Consider the following 21,436-nt stretch of genomic DNA (forward strand, 5'->3'; position numbering starts at 1 on the left):
GTCGCATCCATGGGCCTCACGCCGCCTTGCCGCCGGAAAGCCGCTGCCGCAGCTCCTCGGCGCGGGCCGAAAGCGCGCGCGGCGGCGCCAGATGAATGCGGTCGGACAGGGTCAGAGCGCACAGGATGACCACCACCAGCGGAAAGAGGTAGATGAGCGGCACCGCCATATCCTGGGTGCGCAATTGGCCGGCGATGGCGAAATTGCCGATCTGCACCACGGCCATGGCGGGGATAATGGCCACCAGCGCCGCGCCGCGGCTCTGGCGCGTGGTGCGCGGGCGCGCCAGCGCCGCCGCCGCGATGGCGAAATAGGCGAGCGGATAGAGCCCCGCTGACAGGCGCTTGTGCAGCTCCTCCCGGAAGCGGCCCGGCTGCGTCAGTTGGTAGACGTCGTTGGCGGGGGGATTGAGCACATAGGCGAGGGGCCGCTCGGCGGGGCGGACATCCTGGCCCTGATTGTTGGGCGCCAGCGACGACAGATCGAGGGCATAGCGCTGGAATTCCACCACCGAGGTGCTGTTGTTCTTCTCGCCGCCCCGGCGATGGATGGAGCCGTTCTCCAGGACCAGGAAGGTGCCGGCGTCACTATCCACGATCTGGCCGCGGTCGGCCAGATAGGTGGTGATCTCCTTGTCGCGGGCGTCGTGGATGAAGATGCCGCGCATCACCCCGTTGGCCGCCCGCTCGCGCACATGGAACACGAGGCCCGGCGTCAGCGTGATGAAGCGGCCCGGCTGGGCCACGAACGAGACCACGTCGGCGCGGACCTTGGTCACCTGGTCGCGGAACGCCCGAAGGCTGGTGGGCACCACCGAGATCGCGAGTGCCGCGCAGAAGGCGGATACCAGGAGAGCCAATAAAATGAGCGCGCGAAGCACCCGCCACGGGTTCATGCCGGCCGCGGCCATCACCACGATCTCACTGTCGCCGTTCAGTTTCAGCAAGGTGTAGGCGGTCGCGATGAACAGCGCCGCCGGGGCGATCACCAGCACCAGCGTGGGCATGGTGAGGCTGGTGATGGCAACGAAGGCGAGGATCGTCTGGCCCTGGCTGGTGACGAGATCGAGCTGCCGCAGGGCCTGGGTGGACCAGATCATGCCGGCGAGCACGATCACCACCCCGGCGAAGGCGACGGCGGCGGTGGAGAAGATGTAGCGATCGAGACGGCCCATCAAGCCTCTACCCAAAGCGCGGAGCCGGCCGCTCGCATGTGACTGTTCGCGCGCATTGGATAGCCGCAAGCGACGCGGCGCGCAATTCGTCCCCAGCGGCACCCGATGCGGCGTGTCCGGCCACGGTGTCTCGGGAGGATGGTGGACGCCCCGGTCATCACGCGGTCTTTCCGGCGAAGGCGGCGGCATAGGCCTCCGGCTTGAACCCCACCAGGATCATGTCCGCCCGCTCCAGCACGGGCCGCTTGATCATGGAGGGCTGGGCCAGCATCAGCGCGATGGCCTTGTCGGCATCGAGGTCGGCCTTGTCGGCGTCCGGCAGCTTGCGGAAGGTGGTTCCGGCGCGGTTGAGCAGGGTGGGCCAGCCCGCCTTCTCCACCCAGCCGGCGAGCTGCGCGCGGGCGATGCCCTGCGTCTTGTAGTCGTGGAAGGCGTAGGCGACGCCATGGGCGTCGAGCCAGTCGCGGGCCTTCTTCATGGTGTCACAGGCCTTGATGCCGTAGAGGGTCACCGCGTTTGTCATGGATCGGATCCCGTTTTGGCAGGGGGCGAGGGGCGGGGCGAGGGGCTAGAGACTGGGCGGGTGCTCAGCGCTTCGCGCCATAGGCGCTCATGAAAAGATGGACGGCGCCGCGCACCACCTTTTCAGTGTGCGCGGGGTCGGGCGATTCGGCCGACCCCATGAGAATTGGTATTGTGATGCCGTCCTTGCACAGGGACAGGAACTGGCTGGCGGCCTGTTCCACATCTTCGATGTCGAGCAGGCCCTGCTCCACCTTGGCGGAGAGAAAATCGCTCAGGCGGCGGATGCCCTGACAGGGGCCGGCCTCGAAGAAGCGGTGGCTGATGACCGGGAACTTGCTGCCGATGGCGATCACCGTGCGCAAGGTCGCCATATGCTCGGGGCGGACCATGGCCGTGATGAAGGAATGGCCCAAAGTGGACAGCACCTTTTCCACATCGGGCTCGTTGCGGTCGAGCACGAACAGGCGTTCGGCGGTCTCGTTGCATTCGCTGGAAACAAGGGCGGCGAACAGGTCTTCCTTGTTCTGGAAATAGACGTAGAGCGTCCCCTTCGAGACCCCCGCGGCGCGGGCGATGTCGCCCATGCTGGCGGCGTCGAAGCCGCGTTCCAGGAATACCTCGCGCGCGCCCGACAGGATCTGCCGGCGCTTCTCCGGGTCCTGGCCGGCGGCGGGGGCGCCGTCCCGCGCGTCGCAGGCGGGCGCGGCGAGGGGGGCGGCCGGATCGCGGGCGGTTGGGTCTAAGGTCGCGGGGTCGTGCGTCGTCACCTGGGCATCCTCTCCTCTCGCCTGCGTTCTGCGACATCCCCGCCGGTGTGCGCAAGGGGGCCATCCAGCCTAGAGGCTTTCGGCAGGGCCTGCGGCGGCGGGGCCAACGACGCGGAAACGAAACAGGGCGGGCGAGATCCGGGCCGCGGCGGTGAGGTCGCGGATTTTGGGGAAATTGACCGAACCGTTCGGTTCCCTCTTGCCATACCTAAGAGGGTGCGTTAAGTCAAAGGTGTTCGACCGAACCGTTCGGTCACGCCGAAGGCTCCGCAACCCGTCGGCTGATCGGACTGAGGGAGGAGGGCATCGCCCCCGCTCTCCTCCCTCTCATTCTGCGGCCGATCTTCCGCCTTTTCGCCGATCCTGCTTGAGTGCCCGCGCCCGACCTGCGCCGGCTCGGGGCCGGCGGACGTTCTGCGGCATTCAGCCACATCTTGGTGCCCTTGGTGAAGCGGATCGCGTCCTTACCTTAGGCGCACCGATCCGGGCCCCTCTGGCGCAGCTCCCGCTGCGTGATGTCGGATCATCGCGTGTCGCGGGATGCGCGGCGGATCCGGCCGAGAGCTGGCTGCCGTGCGCGCCGTGGCGCGCAGCGTCAACGCTGCCAGGTCGAGGCCCCGATGGACCGGTCTTCCGCTGCCATGATGGTGCACCCATGACGGTTTCCGAACCGATTCCGGGTCACCGCCGTGCCCTTTTGCTCATCAATCCCCGTGCCCGCCAGGGCTCCGCGCCGCTGGCCGCCGCCCGCGCGCAGCTCCAGGCGGGCGCCATCGATGTGGTGGAGGCCCCCTGGCCGGACCGCGCCGCGGGGAGCCACGCGCTCGCCGACCTGATCCGCCGGCATGCGCGCGCGGCAGATCGCGCGGTGGATCTCGTCATTGTCGGCGGCGGCGACGGCACCTTGAACGCGGTGGCGCCGGCTCTGTCCGACACCGGATTGCCGCTTGGGGTGCTGCCGCTCGGCACCGCCAACGATTTCGCGCGCACCCTGGGCATTCCGGCCGATCCGGTGGCGGCGGCGCGGCTCCTCATCACGGCCGAGCCGCGACCGGTGGATCTCGGCGAGGTGAACGGCCATCCCTTCCTCAACGTGGCCAGCATCGGCTTCAGCGCCGATCTTGCCCGCGCCTTGACCACCGAGGCGAAGCGGCGTTTCGGCGTGCTCGGTTACGGCATCGTGGCGGCCCGGCTGCTCTGGCAATCGCGGCTGTTCACCGCCTTCATCGAGCACGACGAGACGGTGGAGACGGTGCGCACGCTCCAGGTATCGGTCGGCAATGGCCGCTATTATGGCGGGGGCATGGCGGTCGCGGAGACCGCCACCGCCGATGACGGCCATCTCGATTTCTACAGCCTGGAAGTGGATCATTGGTGGCGGCTGCTGGCGCTTCTGCCCTCCCTGCGCCGGGGGACCCAGGGCCAATGGAACGATGTGCGGGCCTTTCGCACCACTGAAGTGGTGGTCCGCACCAGCCGGCCGCGCCCGGTCAACACCGATGGCGAACTCGTCACCTTCACTCCCGCGCACTTCAAGATCCGGCCCGGCGCCCTGCGCGTCCTGGCCCCGCCGCCCACCGCGGTGGGGGTGGCGCCGGCTTTTCCTTCTCTTTGGTCTTCCCCGTCTCAAGGTGCCTCGTAATGGACTACCTGTTGCAGCTTGCCGTCGATCCTGGTGCCTGGATCGCGCTCCTCACGCTGATCGCCATGGAAGTGGTGCTCGGCGTGGACAATCTCATTTTCATCTCGATCCTCACCAACAAGCTTCCGGCGCAATACCGGGCCCGCGCGCGCCGCATCGGCATCGGCCTTGCGCTGATCCTGCGGCTGGCGCTGCTCGGCACGGTGGCCATCATCGTGACCCTCACGACGCCGGTCTTCACGGTGTTCGGTCACGGCTTTTCGTGGCGCGACATGATCCTCATCGCCGGCGGCCTGTTCCTGCTGTGGAAGGCCACCAAGGAGATCCACCACAGCGTGGATCCCCATCCCAATGACGACGTGTTCGAGGCCAAGGCGTCCGTGGGCTTCGTCGCCGCCATCGCCCAGATCCTGATGCTGGACCTTGTCTTCTCCATCGACAGCATCATCACCGCGGTGGGCATGACCGAGCATATTCCGATCATGATCATCGCCGTCATCGTGGCCGTGAGCTGCATGCTGCTGGCCGCCGGGCCGCTGGCCCGGTTCATCGAGGCCAATCCCACGGTGGTGATGCTGGCGCTCGGCTTCCTCATCATGATCGGCATGACGCTGATCGCGGAAGGCTTCGGGGCCCATGTGCCCAAGGGCTATGTCTATGCCGCCATGGGGTTCTCGGCCGCCATCGAGGGGCTCAACATCGTCGCCCGCAAGCGGCGGGAAAGGGCCGGCCACGGCTGACGTCCCGGGCCTGCCGTTCGGTCGCCGCCCCCTTGCGGGGGCGGTGGACGTGGGTTCTAACTGAGCGTCGTCCTCCGGATCGGAGCCGGCGCGTTTCGCGTGCCGAACCCGTTCGGGGGACACGCTTCAACATCGAGGATCCGTCATGGGACCCGTCATCCCGCGTGTTCGCGCCGTCGTCCGCCTGCCGCGCAAGGCGGTGGTGGTGAAGGCGATGCTGCTCACCACCTTGGCCGTGGGCCTTCTCGTCGGCGGCCGGTCGGCCCATGCGCAGGCCTGCCTGGAGCAGATCGTCACCGTGCAGCAGCAGCTCAAGGGCAAGTTCCCGCGGCCCCAGCAGCCCCCATCGGAGCCGCAGAGCATCGGCGCGCAGGATGCGCAGCAGCCCACCCCCGGCTCGCTGGCGGCGGCCGGCCTCACCGGGCCGGACACCGGCGCTTATGGCGCCCTCAACCAGGCCATCACCCTGCAGGCGTCCGGCGATGAGGCCGGCTGCATGAAGGCCTTGCAGGAGGCGCGCCGCCTTGGCGGGCTGAACTGATCCCAGGCGGGGACGAATCCGTAAGCCGCCGGCGCGTTCCGCCTGCCCGGAGCTGGGGGGCGGCCGGCTGCCGGGCTGCGCCGAACGTCGCGGCGGTCCCGGCGCGGCCCGTTTCGACGCAGGCCTTTACGGGTGCGGGCAGACGCGGCGCGTGCGCCGGGTGGTGGCCCTCAGAGCCGGTCGCGCAAGGCGTAATAGCTGAGGCCCGCCACCAGCAGCGGGTAGCGCAGCAGCGTGCCGCCGGGAAAGGCCGGCACCGGCAGGCGCCCGAGCAGATCGAACCGCTCGAGCTGGCCCCGCACTGCTTCCGCCAGGATCTTGCCGAACAGCGGGGCGAGTGCCACGCCGTGGCCCGAATAGGCGGCGGACACCAGCACATGGTCCGACAGGCGGCGCACGAAGGGCAGGCGCGTGAGGGTGATGCCGAGCACGCCGCCCCAGCCGTAGTCGATGCGCACATCCGCGAGCTGCGGGAAGATCCGCGCCATGAACGGCCGCACGAATGCGGGAATGTTGTCCCTGAGGGTGCGGCGGTAGCTCTCGCCGCCGCCGAACAGGAGCCGTCCATCCGGGGACAGGCGAAAATAGCTCACCACGAACTTGCTGTCGGCCACGGCCGCGTCATTGGCGATGATGCTCCGGGCGCGCGCGCCCAGCGGCTCGGTGGCGGCGATGTAGTTGCAGATGGACATGACATGGGTGTCCACCTGCCGGTTGAGCCCATCCATGAGGCCGTTGCCGCATTCGAGCAGGAAGCTGGCCTTCACCGAGCCGGCGTCGGTGGTGACGGTGACGCCCTGCGGGCCGTCGATCGCGCCGGTGACGCGGGTCATCTCGTGGATGCGCGCGCCCGCCCGCTGCGCGGCGGCGGCAAGGCCGAGGGCGAAATTGAGCGGATGCAGATGGCCGCCGCCGTGATCGAACACCCCGCCATAATAAGCGGGCGACCCCACCAGGGCGTGCACCTGCTCCCGGTCGAGGGGTTCCATGGCCTCATAGCCGTAGGTGTCGCGCAAATGGGCGGCATAAGCGTGGCTCTCGGCCACGTAATGGGGCTTGTGATCGGCCAGGATCAGGCCATCCTTGAGGTCGCAGGCGATGGCGTGGCGCTTGACGAGGTCCCGCACCAGCGCCTTGGATTCCTCCGCCAGCGTCCACAATGCGCGGGCGTCGTCGCGCCCGACGGCGGCTTCCAGGAAATCCTGATGCCGGCGCTGGCCCGAATGGATCTGCCCGCCGTTGCGGCCGGACGCCCCCGAGCCGACCTTCGAGGCGTCCAGCAGCACCACGTCGAAGCCGGCCTCGGCCAGATGCAGCGCCGCCGAAAGCCCGGTGTAGCCGCCGCCGAGCACGCACACGTCCGCCTTCGTCTCTCCCCTCAAGGGGGGAAAGTCCGGCATGGGGTTTGCGGTGGCAACATACCATGAATCGGGGTGCGCCATTGGCCGGGGAGATGCCATGATCGGCTCCGTATCTGGCGTGCGGGGGCCGTGCGGTCTCTTTCGACGCCCCCGGTCCGCGACCGGCCCCGAGCTGGCTTTCGTTCAGGCGCCGCCCGGATTTAGAGCATCGTCAAGCAGACCGGATCCGGCTCGCCGGACGAAAAGGCGTGGACTCTCAGGCAAAAGGCCCGTGAGCGATCCCACGGGCCTTGGCGCTCACACGTTCAACAGCAGGTATTCGCGTTCCCAGGGGGAGATGACGCGCATGAAGGTCTCGAACTCCGCCTGCTTCACCGCCGCGTAAGTGGTGGTGAAGCGGCGGCCGAGCACCTCGGCGAGGGGCTCGCAATCCTGGAGCGCGGCCACCGCCTCCAGCAGCCCGCGGGGCAGCTCGAAGTCGAGGTTCTTGGCGTCGCTCTCGATCGGGTCGCTGGCGCGCAGGCCCTCGGCGATGCCGAGGTAGCCGCACGCCAGCGAGGCGGCGATAACGAGATAGGGGTTGGCGTCGGAGGACGGCACCCGGTTTTCCACCCGTCGCGCCTCGGGACTGGAGGGCGGCACGCGCAGGCCGGCGGTGCGGTTGTCATAGCCCCACTGGACATTGATGGGGGCCATGGAATCGCGGGTGAGGCGCCGGTAGGAGTTCACATAAGGCGCGAGGATGCTCATCACCGCCGGCAGGTACTTCTGGTGGCCGGCGATGAAGGAGAAGAATTCCGGCGTCGGGTCGCCATCCTTGTCGGAGAAGATGTTGCGTCCGGTCTGGGCGTCCACCACCGACTGATGGATATGCATGGCGCTGCCGGGCTCGTTGGCGATCGGCTTGGCCATGAAGGTCGCGTAGATCTTGTGGGCGAGCGCCGCCTCGCGGATGGTGCGCTTGAACAGGAACACCTGGTCCGCCAGGGCGAGCGGGTCGCCGTGGCGCAGGTTGATCTCCATCTGCGCGGCGCCGTCCTCGTGGATCAGCGTGTCGATCTCCAGGCCCTGGGCTTCCGAGTAATCGTAGATGTCCTCGAACAGGGCATCGAACTCGTTCACCGCCTGGATCGAATAGGATTGCCGGCCGATCTCCGGACGTCCGGAGCGGCCCACCGGCGGCTTCAGCGGATAGTCGGGATCGGTGTTGGGCTCCACCAGGTAGAATTCGATCTCCGGCGCCACCACCGGCTTCCAGCCCTTGGCGGCATAAAGATTGATGACGTGGCGCAGCACATGGCGCGGCGCGATCTCCACCGGGCGCCCGTCGCGATGGTAGGCGTCATGGATCATCTGGGCGGTGGGGTCCTGCGCCCACGGCACCGTGCACAAGGTGGCATAGTCGGGTTCGAGCACGAGGTCGCTGTCGGCGACGACCGAATCAACCAGCCCCTCATAGGAGGGGTATTCTCCGGAAATGGTTTGAAGGAACACGGAAAGCGGCAGGTTCATCACTGGAGAGGTGAGAAACTTGGAGGCCGGCATGATCTTGCCGCGAGCGACGCCGGCGAGGTCCGGCACGGTGCACTCAATTTCGGTGATCTCCCGCGCCGCCATCCAGGCCTTGGCTTCGCTGATGGAGGTGACGCCGCGCGGCGCATCCGCCGCATGCTTCTCCGCAACCTTGGTGCGTTTCGACATGATGTCCTCTTGCGTGACACACTCACGCAACCTCAGGGAACACCGGCGGCAGGGGGAGTGTCAACGCGGGATCGACCTGAAAGTCGGGTCCGTGCTGCGCTGCGGGAAAATCCGGCGGCGCGCGGATGCACCCCGCGGCGCCGCGGGACCGTCCCGTTTCGGCGCAGCCTGAGAACAGGCCTCGAACGAAGCAAGACCGAATCGGGCGAACAGCCCGGTTCGCCTTTCCCCCCTACGACGCATGGCAGGTATATGGCCGGTCGATGGCAGGTCTTCCGCCGGCCTGACGTCTTCCCACTCGGTGGCTCCGCAGGACCGGCGGGCCGTCGGCCTTAAGGACCCTGGTGGGCTCAGGGCTTCGGCGCGCTCACCGGCACCGCGCCGTTCTGGGCCTTGGCCGAGAAGCTGGTGGCCTGGAACACGGCGGTGCCGATCATGGTCGCCACCGACACCTTGAAGGGCGCCATGAGGCGGGTGCCCTCGATGGGCACCAGCCACACGAACATGTCCTTGTTGTCGACCATGTATTGCACGGTGTAGCGGCTCGGACGGTGGCCTGATACCGGCTTGTAGCGCACGCCGCACACCACCGCCGGCCCCTTGTAGCCACTGACCTTGACCTGTTCGGTTCGGAGGTAGTTGAGTACGATGTCGTAGCGCTGGCGGCCGTCGAACACCGGCACCGCCCGTTCGCAGACGGCGGACGAGAGCGGATTCGTCGGCTCCGGCACATAGACGAAGGCGCCGCTCATGGGATCGATGATGTCCTGAAGCGTGGCGTTGGTGACCGGCACCCTGTCGGGGGCGGGGCGCAGCGGCGGCTCCACCTCCATCTCGGCCACCGCGCCGCCGGCCATGGCGAGGCGGGCGCCCTCCTTCTTGCCGTCGGCCTCGGCGTTCAATGCGTACACGCGCGGCACCATCTTGCTGGGCGTGAGCACCCCGCGCGCCGCCGCCACGCCGTTGCCGGAGGAGACCGCGCGCAGAACGCCGGTGATGCGGCCGGAGCCGGAGATCTCGTAGGTGCTGGCCCCGGCCTGGACCACCACCGAGGCGCGCCCGAGTTCCACCCCGCCGACGCTCAGCACATACTTGGCGTCGAGGCGGCCATCGGCGAGCGCCGGCTGGGCCCACGCCAGCAGCGCGGCGGCGAGAAGGCCACGCGGCACGTGTGAAGAGAAGACGGCGTCGATCATCGTTGTCACCGTGGCTCCGGTCCGGCCGGCGAGAAGGCAACCCGGTTCCGAACGCGCCCGGGGATCCGCACCGAGATGCGGGCCGAACGCGGCTGAACTGTGGCTGCCGCGACTATGCCGCGCGTCGCCGCGCAGCGTCCAGCAGGTCGGTGGTGGAGGGGTTCGCGCCCAGACCGGCAAGTCGTGCGTCCCGATCGCGCGAAATCCCGCTGGGTCATTGACTTTCTGCGCATTTATCACGATCTTTGGCGCCTACCCCGAGCCTTGGGTCACGACGACGGCGGCAGCAAATGAGGCCGCGTCTGAGCCGGTGACGCCTGAAGTGTTCGCGGAACAGGTTCAATTGCTGAGGAGATCGCCGCCATTCGCCGCCCCATGAGACCCGTCGCGCCGGAGAAGGATGGACCGCGCGTCAATGAGGAAATCCGCATCCGCGAAGTCCAGCTGATCGATCAGGACGGCCAGAACCGCGGCGTGGTGGCCATCCGCGATGCGCTGACGCTGGCGCAGGAAGCCGGCCTCGACCTCGTGGAGATCTCGCCCAATTCCGCGCCCCCGGTCTGCAAGATTCTCGACTACGGCCGCTTCAAGTACCAGAATCAGAAGAAGGCCTCCGAGGCCCGCAAGAAGCAGAAAGTGGTCGAGGTCAAGGAGATCAAGCTGCGGCCGGGCATCGACGACCACGATTACGAGGTCAAGATGCGCGCCATGCAGCGCTTCTTCGAGGAGGGGGACAAGGTCAAGGTGACGCTGCGCTTCCGCGGACGCGAGATGGCGCACCAGGACATCGGCTACAAGCTCCTGCAGAAGCTCAAGGAAGAGGTCTCCACCATTGCCAAGGTGGAAGCCGAGCCCATGCTGGAAGGCCGGCAGATGATCATGATTCTCGCGCCGCGCTGACTGCGGCAGGCGCGACACATGTTCCAAGGCCCGGGGCGGGATGCCGAACCGGGCCTTTGTTTTTTCCGCCACAGGTTTCAGGCGCGGCGGATGCGCGCGGTTTGGTCGCCGCTTTGCCCCCCGGTCTCATGTCGTTGGCTCGGCTCCTTGTCCGGTGCCGAGTGAGTCCGCCGTGGGTCAGCTCAAGTGACGCGCAGGGCTCATGAACGGCCCATGAATCAAACGCATGCGTCAAACGCGTGGGCCTTATGGATTTTGGCGCATGTTCCGCCAGTACCGGCCTTGGGCGCCCCCCCATTTATGAAATCGGCGTGCCGTGACCCGAACCGGTCCCCGCTTCCGCGCCCGAGCGTTCCAACACCCTTGGCCCAGGTGGCGAGCCGTGCCTTGAGCTGTGGCCTGGGGGCTCGCTCCAGTCCTTGTGTCGAAAGTCATGTTCAGACGCTTTGGCCTTCGCCGCGGGTGGGCGGTCGCGCGTGACAGTGATGCCGCGCGCGACGACGATGTGCTCGGTCCGCCCCGGAACCCGGCTGCGGTCGACGCGGGCCAAGGCCCGCGTCGCTGGCGTCAGGGGCAGGGGTGCTGCAAGCCGTCGTAACCGGTATAGGTGCCGGTGCGCGGATTGTAGGAGCGATACCGCTGCATGCAGTAGGCCACGACGTTGCCGGACGGGTAGACGGGCTCCACATAGACCGGTTGCGCCGCCGCGGCGGCCGCGCCGAGGGCGAGGCCGCTTGCTACGCCGAGCGCGATCCAGCCGCCGCCGTTGTCATAATAGCCCCAGCCCCAGCCGGGCCGCCACCAGCCCCAGCCTGGATGCCACGCGCCGGGACCCCATGCGCCGGGCGGCGGACGCCAACCTGGGCGCGGCGGCGGACCCGGCGGCCGCCAGCCGGGACCGGGTCGCCAGCCGGGACCCGCCCAGCCGGGACCAGGACGGACCGGGCCGGGGCCCCATCCGGGACCGGGTCTTGGGCCGGGTCCCCATCCGGGACCGGGTCTTGGGCCGGGTCCCCATCCGGGCCGGGGCCTTGGGCCTGGCCCCCATCCCGGCCGGCCGCGGACCGGACCTGGACCCATGTAGCGGCCGGGGTACCCGGGCCGTCCCACCACCGGTCCGCGCCCAGGGCCGCGCGGGGGTGCGCGATATCCCGGCCGGCCTGGGGCCGGGCCGCCGCGCCATTCGACTCGTTCCGCCGCCGCCCCGTGATTGCGCTGGTCGGTGAGGCCAAGGCGTAATGCCTGGGCTCCGGCCGGCACCGGGGAAAATGAAAGAACGCCGCTTGCGAGCAGTGCCGCCGCCAGGGCCACCTTCTTCATCCCGAACATGATCTGTACTCCAATCGAGCCCCGTCACGTTTGCTGTTCATTGTGTCGTTTGTTGAACGAAGACGGCATCTCGTTGCGTCAAGACCACGGCAATTGCGGCGGCATGCCGCAATTGCCGTGGTCGTTCGCAAGGCCGCCTTCAAGCGGCCTTCACCCAGGGGCACACATGGAATGTGCCGCATCCCGGCAATGGGAAGGGAGACCAATATGCACAGGCAGGAACAGGCGGTCATCACGGAAGTTCCCGCCGCTCGGACGCTGCGGTGGGTGATGTCCTCAATTCTGGCGATCAGCATCGGTGCCGGCGGCATGGCCGCGGGGACCGTGCCGGTGGCGGCGCAGGGGCTGGCCGGCGGGTTGGCGCCACTGGGCGAGCATGCGGTCGCGCCCACGCAGGTGCAGGCGCCTCCGCCTCCCGGCTGGCGTCCGCCGCCGCGCCGGGGCTGGCATCGGCCGCCGCCGCCGCCGCCCCACGGTCGCTGGGGCAACCCCTATTGGCGGAACAACGGCTGGTATTATCGCGACAATACGGGGGCCTGGATCGCCGCCGGCATCGTCGGTGCCGCCATTGGTGCGGCCGCCGTCTCGGCCGCGCAGCAGCAGCGGGCGCAACAGGATGCGGTAGCCTACTGCATGCAGCGCTATCGCTCCTACAATCCGCGCACCGGCACCTATACCGGTTACGACGGCTTGCAGCATCCCTGCCCCTGACCATGGACGGGAGGGCGGCACCGCGCCGCCCTCCCGCGCCCGCTGCTATTCGGCGGCGAGGCCGATCCGGGGTTGGGCGTCGCGCACGGCGGCGTCCACATGGGCCTCGAACTTTCCGAAATTCTCCCGGAACATGGCCACCAGACGGCGCGCGGTGGCGTCGAAATCCGCTTTGTCGGCCCAGGTCTTGGAGGGGTAGAGGATGTGCGGCTCGATGCCTGGCACGCTGGTGGGCACCTTGAAGCCGAAATAGGGGTCGGTGCGAACATCCGCGTCCTTGAGCGAGCCATCCAGCACGCCGGCGAGCAGGGTGCGTGTGACCTTGATGGGCATGCGCCGGCCGACGCCATACTTGCCGCCGGTCCAGCCGGTGTTCACCAGCCAGCAGTCCACGCCGTGGGTGGCGATGAGGTCGCGCAGCAGATTGCCGTAGACCGACGGGTGGCGCGGCATGAAGGGGGCGCCGAAGCAGGTGGAGAAGGTGGCCTCCGGGTCCTTCACGCCCTTTTCGGTGCCGGCCACCTTGGCGGTGTAGCCCGACAGGAAGTGATACATGGCCTCGGCCGGGGTGAGACGGGCGATGGGCGGCAGCACGCCGAACGCATCGCAGGTGAGCATGATGATATTCTTCGGGGTGCCGGCGCGGCCGGTGGCGCTGGCATTGGGGATGAAATCCAGCGGATAGGCGGCGCGGGTGTTCTCGGTGCGGCTGGCATCGTCGAAATCCGGCACGCGGGTGAGGGGATCGAGTGCCACATTCTCCAGCACCGTGCCGAACCGGTTGGAGGCGGCGAAGATCTCCGGCTCGGCCTCCGCCGACAGGCGGATGGTCTTGGCATAGCAGCCGCCCTCGAAATTGAAGACCCCGTCCCGGCTCCAGCCGTGCTCGTCATCACCGACCAGGGTGCGGCGGGCATCGGCCGACAGGGTGGTCTTGCCGGTGCCGGACAGGCCGAAGAACAGGCAGACGTCCCCCTCGGTGCCCACATTGGCCGAGCAATGCATGGGCATGATGCCCTTGTCCGGCAACAGGTAGTTGAGGACGGTGAAAACCGACTTCTTCATCTCCCCGGCGTAGGACGAATTGCCGATCAGCACGATGCCGCGGCTGAAGTCGACCGCGATCACCGTCTCCGAGCGGACCCCGTGGCGCACGGGATCGGCCTTGAAGGAGGGCAGGTCGATGATGGTCAGCTCCGGCACGAAGCTGTCGAGCTCGGCCTGCTCGGGGCGGCGCAGCATGGTGCGGATGAACAAGGAGTGCCAGGCGAATTCCGTATAGACCCGGACCTTGATGCGGCAGGCGGGATCGGCGCCGCCATAGAGGTCCTGGGCGTAGAGATCCTTGCCCTCGGCCGCGGCGAGGAAATCCTGGTAGAGCGCCTCGAACTGCGCCTTGGAGATGGCGCCGGTGTTGTCCCACCAGATGCTGTCTTCGGTGGCGCCGTCGCGGACCACGAACTTGTCATTGGGACTGCGGCCGGTGTGGGCGCCGGTTTCCGCCATTAGGGCGCCGCCGGAGGAGAGCTGGCCTTCCAGCCGCTCCAAAGCGTGTTCGTAGAGCTGCGGCTCGCGCAGGTTCCAGTGAACGGCGGTCAGATGCTTCAAGCCGAAGCTGTCGGCGCCGCAGGCGCTGTTGCGATGACCGGTCTCAAGCACGGCAGTTCCTCCCTCAAGTGTTATCGCCGGCGTTCAACCGGCCCTGGGCGCGTGGCAAGTCCATGCTTTGCACAGCTTGCCCGCGCGCCTCAAGGAGAGAAGAGGCTTTCGGAGAAGAAAAGGCGCGCCTATAGTTCAGGCGGTGGCGGCTTTGCGGGCCTCTTCCACCAGCGCGACAAGGTTTTTTCGGATCTCGCCCACGTTAATGTTGCGCTGCGGGAAGATGAGATGCCGCACCTGCTCACTGGAGGCGATCTCGAAGCCTTCCGGGTCGATGCCCACCATGCGCCATGCCGCCGCAGGGGCCTTGGCGAGCACGGTCGCGTAAAGGGCGACGGCCTCCGCGTGGTCGGCATTCATGTGGGAGACGATGCCGTCGTGGGCGGCGCGGATGTCGTCGGCGCCGGTCCAGTCGGTGAGGAGCGTGTCGCCGGGCACATCCACGATGCGGCCGAAACCCTCCACCAGGTGGGCGTGATCCACCTCGATGCGGTAGAAGCCAAAGTCGGAGAAGTCCGCATAGCCGGTGGCGGCCTCGTGGCGGCCCAGGTAGCGGGCGCGCACCAGCGGGTCGCCGGCCTCCGCGATGCGGCCAACGAGGCTCGCCCGCGCCGCGTTCAGGGGATCGGCGGCACCGGCGTCGGAGATCATCAGCGACACGCGGGTGTCGCGGGCGATGTTCTGGGTGTGACGCGCCAGCCGGGAGATGAGCAGGGTCGGACGGCCTTCCGGATCGGTGGCCACCGCCACCAGCGAGGCATAGGGGCCGCCGTCCGCATCGAGGGTGGCCAGGGTGCCGAAGCGGGCCTCGCGGATGAGCCGGCGCACCGTGGCGGCGGCCGTCATCGCCACCGGTTTGGCCTTGGGGGCGTCGTTGGCGTCGGATGCGGTCTCGGTCACGGTCGCGTCTCCCTCGTATCGCGGCGGAGGATGGCCGCGACCTTCCGGCTCCGCAAGGGGCGCCGGCGGCGCGGGGGCGACTTTGGAACGGTTGGAGGCTCGGCCGCGACGCCGGTTTCCGCAGGGGCGCGGGCGGGGCGGTCCCCGTCATCCACCGGTCAAGGGCGCGGAAGGTTTTGCGTCTTGTGAGAATCTCGCTATTTTGCCGCTGTTGGCGCTTGAGTGTCACATTTCAGCCACGCGCGGCGGGTTCACAGGCGCGTGACGGTCGCTAAAGAGAGCCGGTGTTCCCGACGGCTGAAAGAGGTGTCATGCCCACCATCGCCCTGGTCGACGACGATCGCAACATCCTCACCTCGGTGTCCATCGCCCTGGAGGCGGAAGGCTATCGTATCGACACCTACACCGATGGCGCCTCGGCGCTCGACGGCTTCAAGACCAATCCGCCGGACCTCGCCATCCTCGACATCAAGATGCCGCGCATGGACGGCATGGAGCTGCTGCGCCGGCTGCGCCAGAAGACCGACATGCCGGTGATCTTCCTCACCTCCAAGGATGAGGAGATCGATGAATTGTTCGGGCTCAAGATGGGCGCCGACGATTTCATCAAGAAGCCGTTCTCCCAGCGCCTGCTGGTGGAGCGGGTGAAGGCGGTGCTGCGCCGCGCCGGCGCCAAGGATGGCGCCGCCCCGCGCGAGGTGGACAGCGCCAAGGTGCTCGAGCGCGGCAACCTGCGCATGGACCCGGAGCGCCACACCTGCACCTGGAAGGGCGAGCCGGTGACGCTGACCGTCACCGAATTCCTCATCCTCCAGGCCCTCGCCCAGCGGCCGGGCGTGGTGAAGAGCCGCAACGCCCTCATGGACGCGGCCTATGACGATCAGGTCTATGTGGACGACCGCACCATCGACAGCCACATCAAGCGCCTGCGCAAGAAGTTCAAATCCGTGGACGAGAGTTTCGAGATGATCGAAACCCTGTACGGCGTCGGCTACCGCTTCAAGGAATGAACCGGCCCGCGGCGCATCGGCGCCGGGGTCATGGGATCGGGATATGACGACGCAAGCGGATCGGCGCGAGGAGCCGGGCAGCCCGCCGGCGCGGGGCCTGCTGGGTCTGGCCCGGCGGGTGCGGCGGGTGGTGGCGCTCAAGAGTTTCTCCTCGCTCACGCAGCGCATTGTGCTGCTCAACCTCGCCGGTCTGTGCGCGCTGGTGTCGGGCATCCTGTATCTGTCCGAGTTCCGCTCGGGCCTCATCGACGCGCGCATCCAGAGCCTGCTGGTGCAGGGCGAGATCATCGCCGCCGCCATCGCCTCGTCGGCCCAGGTGGAGACCAATTCCATCACCGTGGATCCCGAGCGGCTCTTGGAATTGCAGGCGGGGGAGAGCTACGGCCCCGGCGAGGAGGGCTTCGCGCCGCTGGAATTCCCCATCAATCCGGAGCGGGTGGCGCCGGTGCTGCGGCGCCTGGTGGGACCGACCCGTACCCGCGCCCGGATCTATGACCGCGACGGGCAGCTCCTGCTCGATTCCCGCTCCCTTTATTCGCGCGGCGAGATCCTGCGCTACGATTTGCCTTCGCCCACCGAGCCGCGGCCCGGTCCCATGGAGCGGCTGTGGCGGGCGGTCCAGCTCTGGTTCGGCCGCGGCGACCTGCCCCTCTACAAGGAATACGGGCCGCAGGCCGGCAAGAATTATCCCGAGGTCGCCACCGCCGCCGTGGGCGGCAAGGCGAGCGAAGTGCGCGTGGACGAGCGCGGCCGGGTGGTGGTGTCGGTGGCGGTGCCGATCCAGCGGTTCCGGGCCATCCTGGGCGTGCTGCTGCTGTCCACCCAGGGCGGGGAGATCGACGAGGCGGTGCGCGCCGAGCGTTTCGTCATCGTGCGCGTGTTCCTGGTGGCGGCGGTGGTCATGGTGCTGCTGTCGGTGCTGCTCGCGGGCACCATCGCCGACCCGGTGCGCAAGCTCGCCGCCGCGGCGGAGCGGGTGCGCCGGCGCATCAAGAACCGGGTGGAAATTCCGGACTTCACCTCCCGCTCGGACGAGATCGGCCATCTCTCCGGCGCCCTGCGGGACATGACGCGGGCCCTCTACAATCGCATCGAGGCGATCGAGAGCTTCGCCGCCGACGTGGCGCACGAATTGAAGAACCCGCTCACTTCCCTGCGCAGCGCGGTCGAGACCCTGCCTTTGGCCAGGAACGACACCTCCCGTGCCCGGCTGATGGAGGTGATCCAGCATGACGTGAAGCGGCTCGACCGCTTGATCTCCGACATTTCCGACGCCAGCCGGCTCGACGCCGAGCTCCAGCGCCAGGAAGCGGCGGCGGTGGACCTGAAGCAGCTTCTGGAAATGGTGGTGGGCATGGCCCAGGATGTGCGCAAGGATGACGGGGTGCGGGTCGCCCTCGCCTTCGAGCGCGCGGCGGGGGCCTCGTCCTCGTTCGTGGTGCCGGGGCATGCCTCGCGGCTCGGGCAGGTGGTGGACAATCTGGTGTCGAACGCCCGTTCCTTCTCGCCCCAGGGCGGAGAAGTGCGCGTCACCTGCCGTCACCTGAAGGATACGGTGGAGATCCTCGTGGACGACGATGGGCCGGGCATCCAGCCGGACGCCCTCGCGCGCATTTTCGAGCGCTTCTACACCGACCGGCCGCACCAGGGCTTCGGCCAGAATTCGGGCCTTGGCCTCTCCATCTCCAAGCAGATCGTGGAGGCCCACGGCGGCTGCATCTGGGCGGAAAACCGCGTGGCGAAGGGCGGCGATGGCGACGAGACCGTGGTCGGCGCCCGCTTCGTCGTGCGCCTGCCGGCGGGCTGAGGGGCGTGGCGGCGGCGCCCTCTATCCACGCGAGCTGCGTCGCCATCGGCGGGCGCGGGGTGCTCATCCGCGGCGCCTCGGGGGCTGGAAAATCCACCTTGGCGCTCACCCTCATTCTTGACGCGCCGCGCGTGCTCGCCCCGGCGGAGCTGGTGGCGGATGACCGGGTGCTGCTGGCGATGGAGGACGGGGCGCTGGTCGCGCGGCCGGTTCCCGTGCTTTCGGGGCTGATCGAGGTGCGCGGCCTGGGGCTGCGGCGCCTGCCCCATCGCGACAGGGTGTCGCTGTCCCTGGTGGTGGACCTCACGGCTGACGATACGGCGCGCCTGCCGCTGGAAGAGGCGCAAACCGTTCGCATCTTTGGCTGCCCGCTGCCGCGGATCGCGCCGGAGCGCCTTGAAACCGCAGCATTGCTGGTGGCTGCGGCGCTGGCAAGTGAACCTCACGCAAACTAAATCTGCTTTTGTGCGTTGCACCCCTTGCGTAATTTTTGAGCCGCTCTGAATATGGTGTCCCCGCAGTGCGGGAGGCCTTCATCGGGGGGTGAGGGCGGAGGAAGCATGATCGGTCTTGTCCTCGTCACTCATGGTCGCCTCGCCGATGAGTTCTGCTCAGCGCTAGAACACGTCATGGGGCCACAGACCCAGATCGCCACCGTCACCATCGGGCCGGAGGACGATATGGAACGCCGCCGCCGCGACATCATCGACGCGGTGGACCGCGTGCGATCCGGAGATGGCGTGGTCATCCTGACCGACATGTTCGGCGGCACGCCCTCCAACCTCGCCATCTCGGTCATGAACACCCCGGATGTGGAAGTGGTGGCGGGCATCAACCTGCCCATGCTCGTGAAGCTCGCCAAGGTGCGCGGCGAGCTGCCGCTGGCCGAGGCGGTGGACGTAGCCCAGGAAGCAGGCAGGAAATACATCAATGTCGCAAGCCGCGTCCTCGCCGGCAAATAACGCCTGCGACCCCGTTCTGGCGGAACAGGTCGTCCTCGCCTGCGGGCATCCGGTCGCCGCCGATGCCCAGGTGCGGGTGCTGCCCATTATCAACAAGCGTGGCCTGCATGCCCGCGCCTCCGCCAAGTTCGTGCAACTGGTGGAGCGGTTCGATGCGCGGGTGAGCGTCTGTCGCGGCGGCGAGGAAGTGTGCGGCAATTCGATCATGGGCCTCATGATGCTGGCGGCTTCGCCCGGCACCTGCGTGACCGTCACGGCCACCGGCCGCGACGCCACCGAGGCCCTCGCCGCCCTCGAGTCCCTGGTGGCCGATCGCTTTGGCGAGGAAGAATAGGCACGGGCACCGCCCAAATGGCGCGCGCTCCCGCGCGCGACGTTCCGCCCAACCTCCCGTAAAAGACCGGCGCTGGCGCTGCGCAAGGTCTATGCTAGTTTCTAGCATTCACATTTCCGCGCGCTGTGCGCGGAAGCGGGGGGCGGGCCTTTCGCCCAAGGTGCCATGCGCGCTTCGAAAGCCGACCAGCCAGCGACGACTTTGCCGCCTCTCCGCCGGCGCAGGTTCAGCCTCTCGGCGAAGCTGCTGCTGCTGACGGTGGTGGTGGTGGCGGCGGTGGAAACGGCCGTGCTGGTGCCGACTATCGCCAATTTCCGTATCGCCTGGCTGTCCGACCGCCTCGCCGCCGCCCGCACCGCCGCTTTGGTGCTCGACGCGGCGCCTCAGGACAGCATTCCCATGGATCTTACCCGCCAGCTTCTGGCAAGCGTGGGGGCCAAGGTGATCGTGGTGAAGCGCGAGGACACCCGGCGGCTGCTCGCCATGTCGGACATGCCGCCCCAGGCCGACGTGCATCTCGACATGCGCGACCTCACCTTGGTGGGGGCCGTCTGCGGCGCGCTGGACACCCTGACCGCGGCGGACGGGCGCATCCTGCGGGTGGTGGGTGATCCGCCATCGGGCGCGGATTTCATCGAGATCGTGCTGTCGGAGACGCCGTTGAAGCGGGCGCTGCTGCGCTTCACCGTCACCACGCTGCTGGTGTCGCTGCTGGTGGCCGGGGTGGCGGGGGCCCTGGTCTATTTCAGCCTCAACGCCTTGTTCGTGCGCCCCATGCGGCGGCTGACCGAACGTATGTCGGCATTCCGCGAAAATCCGGAGGATGCTTCGCGCATCATCGTGCCCAGCGGCCGCAGTGACGAGATCGGCACCGCCGAGGAGACCCTGGAGGAATTGCAGCGGGCGCTGTCCCAGACCCTCAGCCAGAAGAGCCATCTGGCGGCGTTGGGGCTCGCCGTCTCCAAGATCAACCACGATCTGCGCAATCTGCTGGCCTCGGCGCAGCTTTTGTCGGACCGTCTGGCGTCGCTGCCGGACCCGACGGTGCAGCGCTTCGCGCCGAAGCTGCTGGCGGCGCTCGACCGCGCCATCACCTATTGCGAGCAGACCTTGTCCTATGGCCGGGCCATGGAGCCGTTGCCGGACCGGCGGGAGGTCGATCTCGCCCGCCTGCTCGACGAGGTGCGGGAGACGCTGGGCCTGGGCGGCGGAACGGGCATCGGCTGGGTGGTGTCGCTGGAGCCGGGGCTGAAGGTGGATGCCGACCCGGACCAATTGTTTCGCGTGATCCTGAACATCGCCCGCAACGCCGTGCAGGCGCTGGAGGCGCGCGCGCCGCTCGATCCGGAACGGGACCAGATCCGCATCAAGGCGAAGCGGCTCGGCACCACGGTGCAGATCGAAGTGGCCGACACCGGTCCCGGCATTCCGCCGGAGCGCCGCGCGCATCTGTTCGAAGCGTTCGTGTCGTCGGCGCGGCGCGGCGGCACCGGCCTCGGCCTACCCATCGCCGACGAACTGGTGCGGGCGCACGGCGGTGAGATCCGGCTCATCGACAGCGCGGTGGGCACGGCGTTCCAGATCCTGCTGCCGGATCAGGCCGCGGAAGGGCGGCAGCGCCCGGAGCGGCTTCGGGCCTGAGGCGGTCTAGAGGGGTGGTTATCCACAGTTTGGAGTGGCTTGGCGAGGTGTTTGCCCTCTGGTGCTTGCGCGTTCCGACGAAAAGGCGTAGCAGACGGACCTCGCCAGCGGAGAGATCCGCTGCGGGTTCCCGGGAGGCTCCCACCTCCAGGCCCTGGCGCCCAGCCGCCAAGTCCTCAAGGGAATGATGCGCCGGTAGCTCAGCTGGATAGAGCACCAGACTACGAATCTGGGGGTCGGGAGTTCGAATCTTCCCCGGCGCGCCATTAAAATCAGAGACTTAGCGTCTAGAGTCAAGTCGCCCAAGAATCCCAAGTCATTGCAAGTCACCAGCCGGAAAGCCGCAGGGAATGCCATCGCCAGAGGGGCTGGCGTGTCGCCTCTTTGTCTTCTCCATGTATATTCATGGTTTGTTCTAGGCCGTAGTGACGATTTAGGGATTTGGGATTCCCAAGTGGTCGCAAATCAGATTCAACGCTGATTTTGGAGGATCGGCGATGGATTGCGATGCTCTTCGGGATGATCAGTGGGAGCGG

The 21,436-nt window shown here is 67.9% G+C and carries 21 protein-coding genes and 1 tRNA gene; 12 read left to right on the plus strand and 10 right to left on the minus strand.

Annotated features, from left to right (window positions below; all coding sequences use genetic code 11):
* Window positions 1–16: 16 nt before the first annotated feature.
* The 3 genes from lptF to HUW53_RS09585 all read right to left on the minus strand — a co-directional run bounded on the left by lptF (window position 17) and on the right by HUW53_RS09585 (window position 2,466).
* A complete protein-coding gene (lptF, locus tag HUW53_RS09575; RefSeq protein ID WP_237345523.1) occupies window positions 17–1,174 on the minus strand; it encodes an LPS export ABC transporter permease LptF in 1,158 nt (385 codons plus the stop codon).
* 157 nt (window positions 1,175–1,331) lie between these two features.
* A complete protein-coding gene (locus HUW53_RS09580) occupies window positions 1,332–1,697 on the minus strand; it encodes an ArsC family reductase (RefSeq protein WP_237345524.1) in 366 nt (121 codons plus the stop codon).
* A gap of 64 nt (window positions 1,698–1,761) precedes the next feature.
* Window positions 1,762–2,466 carry a TetR/AcrR family transcriptional regulator gene (locus HUW53_RS09585; protein WP_237345525.1) on the minus strand — a complete coding sequence of 235 codons (705 nt, stop codon included), beginning with the start codon at window positions 2,464–2,466 and terminating at the stop codon, window positions 1,762–1,764.
* 655 nt (window positions 2,467–3,121) lie between these two features.
* Here HUW53_RS09585 and HUW53_RS09590 point away from each other — a divergent pair.
* From HUW53_RS09590 to HUW53_RS09600, 3 genes are all read left to right on the plus strand, one after another.
* The gene (locus HUW53_RS09590; RefSeq protein ID WP_237345526.1) at window positions 3,122–4,108 is read left to right on the plus strand and encodes a lipid kinase; all 987 of its coding nucleotides are present in this window, start codon (window positions 3,122–3,124) and stop codon (window positions 4,106–4,108) included.
* Window positions 4,108–4,848, plus strand: coding sequence for a TerC family protein (locus HUW53_RS09595; RefSeq protein WP_237345527.1), 741 nt, complete (start codon window positions 4,108–4,110; stop codon window positions 4,846–4,848). The genes HUW53_RS09590 and HUW53_RS09595 overlap by 1 nt, the downstream gene beginning before the upstream one ends.
* A 145-nt stretch (window positions 4,849–4,993) precedes the next feature.
* On the plus strand, window positions 4,994–5,389 hold the full coding sequence (locus HUW53_RS09600) for a hypothetical protein (RefSeq protein ID WP_237345528.1): 396 nt from the start codon (window positions 4,994–4,996) through the stop codon (window positions 5,387–5,389).
* Between the two features lie 170 nt (window positions 5,390–5,559).
* Here the strand turns inward: HUW53_RS09600 and HUW53_RS09605 are convergent, their stop codons facing one another.
* From HUW53_RS09605 to HUW53_RS09615, 3 genes are all read right to left on the minus strand, one after another.
* Window positions 5,560–6,789, minus strand: coding sequence for an NAD(P)/FAD-dependent oxidoreductase (locus HUW53_RS09605; protein ID WP_237345529.1), 1,230 nt, complete (start codon window positions 6,787–6,789; stop codon window positions 5,560–5,562).
* 258 nt (window positions 6,790–7,047) lie between these two features.
* Window positions 7,048–8,451 carry a glutamine synthetase family protein gene (locus HUW53_RS09610; protein ID WP_237345530.1) on the minus strand — a complete coding sequence of 468 codons (1,404 nt, stop codon included), beginning with the start codon at window positions 8,449–8,451 and terminating at the stop codon, window positions 7,048–7,050.
* A 350-nt stretch (window positions 8,452–8,801) separates the two neighbouring features.
* Window positions 8,802–9,647, minus strand: coding sequence for a DUF3108 domain-containing protein (locus tag HUW53_RS09615; RefSeq protein ID WP_237345531.1), 846 nt, complete (start codon window positions 9,645–9,647; stop codon window positions 8,802–8,804).
* Between the two features lie 375 nt (window positions 9,648–10,022).
* On the opposite strand from HUW53_RS09615, the gene infC reads away from it, so the two are divergent.
* The gene (infC, locus tag HUW53_RS09620) at window positions 10,023–10,547 is read left to right on the plus strand and encodes a translation initiation factor IF-3 (protein WP_237345532.1); all 525 of its coding nucleotides are present in this window, start codon (window positions 10,023–10,025) and stop codon (window positions 10,545–10,547) included.
* 567 nt (window positions 10,548–11,114) lie between these two features.
* Here infC and HUW53_RS09625 read toward each other — a convergent pair.
* Complete coding sequence (locus tag HUW53_RS09625; RefSeq protein WP_237345533.1) at window positions 11,115–11,234, minus strand: BA14K family protein; 120 nt, start codon at window positions 11,232–11,234, stop codon at window positions 11,115–11,117.
* A gap of 849 nt (window positions 11,235–12,083) precedes the next feature.
* Between HUW53_RS09625 and HUW53_RS09630 the strand changes: the two genes are divergently transcribed.
* A complete protein-coding gene (locus tag HUW53_RS09630; RefSeq protein WP_237345534.1) occupies window positions 12,084–12,587 on the plus strand; it encodes a BA14K family protein in 504 nt (167 codons plus the stop codon).
* A gap of 45 nt (window positions 12,588–12,632) precedes the next feature.
* On the opposite strand, the gene HUW53_RS09635 is transcribed toward HUW53_RS09630, so the two are convergent.
* Window positions 12,633–14,246 carry a phosphoenolpyruvate carboxykinase gene (locus HUW53_RS09635; protein ID WP_237345535.1) on the minus strand — a complete coding sequence of 538 codons (1,614 nt, stop codon included), beginning with the start codon at window positions 14,244–14,246 and terminating at the stop codon, window positions 12,633–12,635.
* Between the two features lie 135 nt (window positions 14,247–14,381).
* On the minus strand, window positions 14,382–15,146 hold the full coding sequence (locus HUW53_RS09640) for a HugZ family pyridoxamine 5'-phosphate oxidase (RefSeq protein ID WP_237345536.1): 765 nt from the start codon (window positions 15,144–15,146) through the stop codon (window positions 14,382–14,384).
* A gap of 311 nt (window positions 15,147–15,457) precedes the next feature.
* Between HUW53_RS09640 and HUW53_RS09645 the strand changes: the two genes are divergently transcribed.
* From HUW53_RS09645 to HUW53_RS09675, 7 genes are all read left to right on the plus strand, one after another.
* Window positions 15,458–16,156, plus strand: coding sequence for a response regulator transcription factor (locus HUW53_RS09645; RefSeq protein ID WP_237345537.1), 699 nt, complete (start codon window positions 15,458–15,460; stop codon window positions 16,154–16,156).
* Between the two features lie 43 nt (window positions 16,157–16,199).
* A complete protein-coding gene (locus tag HUW53_RS09650) occupies window positions 16,200–17,963 on the plus strand; it encodes a sensor histidine kinase (RefSeq protein ID WP_237345538.1) in 1,764 nt (587 codons plus the stop codon).
* 5 nt (window positions 17,964–17,968) lie between these two features.
* On the plus strand, window positions 17,969–18,418 hold the full coding sequence (locus HUW53_RS09655) for an HPr kinase/phosphorylase (RefSeq protein ID WP_237345539.1): 450 nt from the start codon (window positions 17,969–17,971) through the stop codon (window positions 18,416–18,418).
* Between the two features lie 105 nt (window positions 18,419–18,523).
* On the plus strand, window positions 18,524–18,925 hold the full coding sequence (locus HUW53_RS09660; RefSeq protein ID WP_237345540.1) for a PTS sugar transporter subunit IIA: 402 nt from the start codon (window positions 18,524–18,526) through the stop codon (window positions 18,923–18,925).
* Between the two features lie 70 nt (window positions 18,926–18,995).
* A complete protein-coding gene (locus tag HUW53_RS09665; RefSeq protein WP_237345555.1) occupies window positions 18,996–19,259 on the plus strand; it encodes an HPr family phosphocarrier protein in 264 nt (87 codons plus the stop codon).
* A gap of 165 nt (window positions 19,260–19,424) precedes the next feature.
* Window positions 19,425–20,900, plus strand: coding sequence for an ATP-binding protein (locus HUW53_RS09670; RefSeq protein ID WP_237345541.1), 1,476 nt, complete (start codon window positions 19,425–19,427; stop codon window positions 20,898–20,900).
* Between the two features lie 189 nt (window positions 20,901–21,089).
* A tRNA-Arg gene (locus HUW53_RS09675) sits at window positions 21,090–21,166 on the plus strand.
* A 60-nt stretch (window positions 21,167–21,226) separates the two neighbouring features.
* Here HUW53_RS09675 and HUW53_RS09680 read toward each other — a convergent pair.
* On the minus strand, window positions 21,227–21,436 hold a 210-nt coding region (locus tag HUW53_RS09680), incomplete at its 5' end, for a hypothetical protein (protein ID WP_237345542.1).

The sequence above is a fragment of the Xanthobacter agilis genome (assembly GCF_021730435.1).
Taxonomy (GTDB): domain Bacteria; phylum Pseudomonadota; class Alphaproteobacteria; order Rhizobiales; family Xanthobacteraceae; genus Xanthobacter; species Xanthobacter agilis.

Coding starts and splice junctions, on each gene's coding strand:
- HUW53_RS09580 (WP_237345524.1), bottom strand. CDS start 1,697: ATGACAAACGCGGTGACCCTCTACGGCATCAAGGCCTGTGACACCATG.
- HUW53_RS09645 (WP_237345537.1), top strand. CDS start 15,458: ATGCCCACCATCGCCCTGGTCGACGACGATCGCAACATCCTCACCTCG.
- HUW53_RS09590 (WP_237345526.1), top strand. CDS start 3,122: ATGACGGTTTCCGAACCGATTCCGGGTCACCGCCGTGCCCTTTTGCTC.
- HUW53_RS09610 (WP_237345530.1), bottom strand. CDS start 8,451: ATGTCGAAACGCACCAAGGTTGCGGAGAAGCATGCGGCGGATGCGCCG.
- lptF (WP_237345523.1), bottom strand. CDS start 1,174: ATGGGCCGTCTCGATCGCTACATCTTCTCCACCGCCGCCGTCGCCTTC.
- HUW53_RS09605 (WP_237345529.1), bottom strand. CDS start 6,789: ATGCCGGACTTTCCCCCCTTGAGGGGAGAGACGAAGGCGGACGTGTGC.
- HUW53_RS09595 (WP_237345527.1), top strand. CDS start 4,108: ATGGACTACCTGTTGCAGCTTGCCGTCGATCCTGGTGCCTGGATCGCG.
- HUW53_RS09650 (WP_237345538.1), top strand. CDS start 16,200: ATGACGACGCAAGCGGATCGGCGCGAGGAGCCGGGCAGCCCGCCGGCG.
- infC (WP_237345532.1), top strand. CDS start 10,023: ATGAGACCCGTCGCGCCGGAGAAGGATGGACCGCGCGTCAATGAGGAA.
- HUW53_RS09630 (WP_237345534.1), top strand. CDS start 12,084: ATGCACAGGCAGGAACAGGCGGTCATCACGGAAGTTCCCGCCGCTCGG.
- HUW53_RS09615 (WP_237345531.1), bottom strand. CDS start 9,647: ATGATCGACGCCGTCTTCTCTTCACACGTGCCGCGTGGCCTTCTCGCC.
- HUW53_RS09670 (WP_237345541.1), top strand. CDS start 19,425: ATGCGCGCTTCGAAAGCCGACCAGCCAGCGACGACTTTGCCGCCTCTC.
- HUW53_RS09600 (WP_237345528.1), top strand. CDS start 4,994: ATGGGACCCGTCATCCCGCGTGTTCGCGCCGTCGTCCGCCTGCCGCGC.
- HUW53_RS09660 (WP_237345540.1), top strand. CDS start 18,524: ATGATCGGTCTTGTCCTCGTCACTCATGGTCGCCTCGCCGATGAGTTC.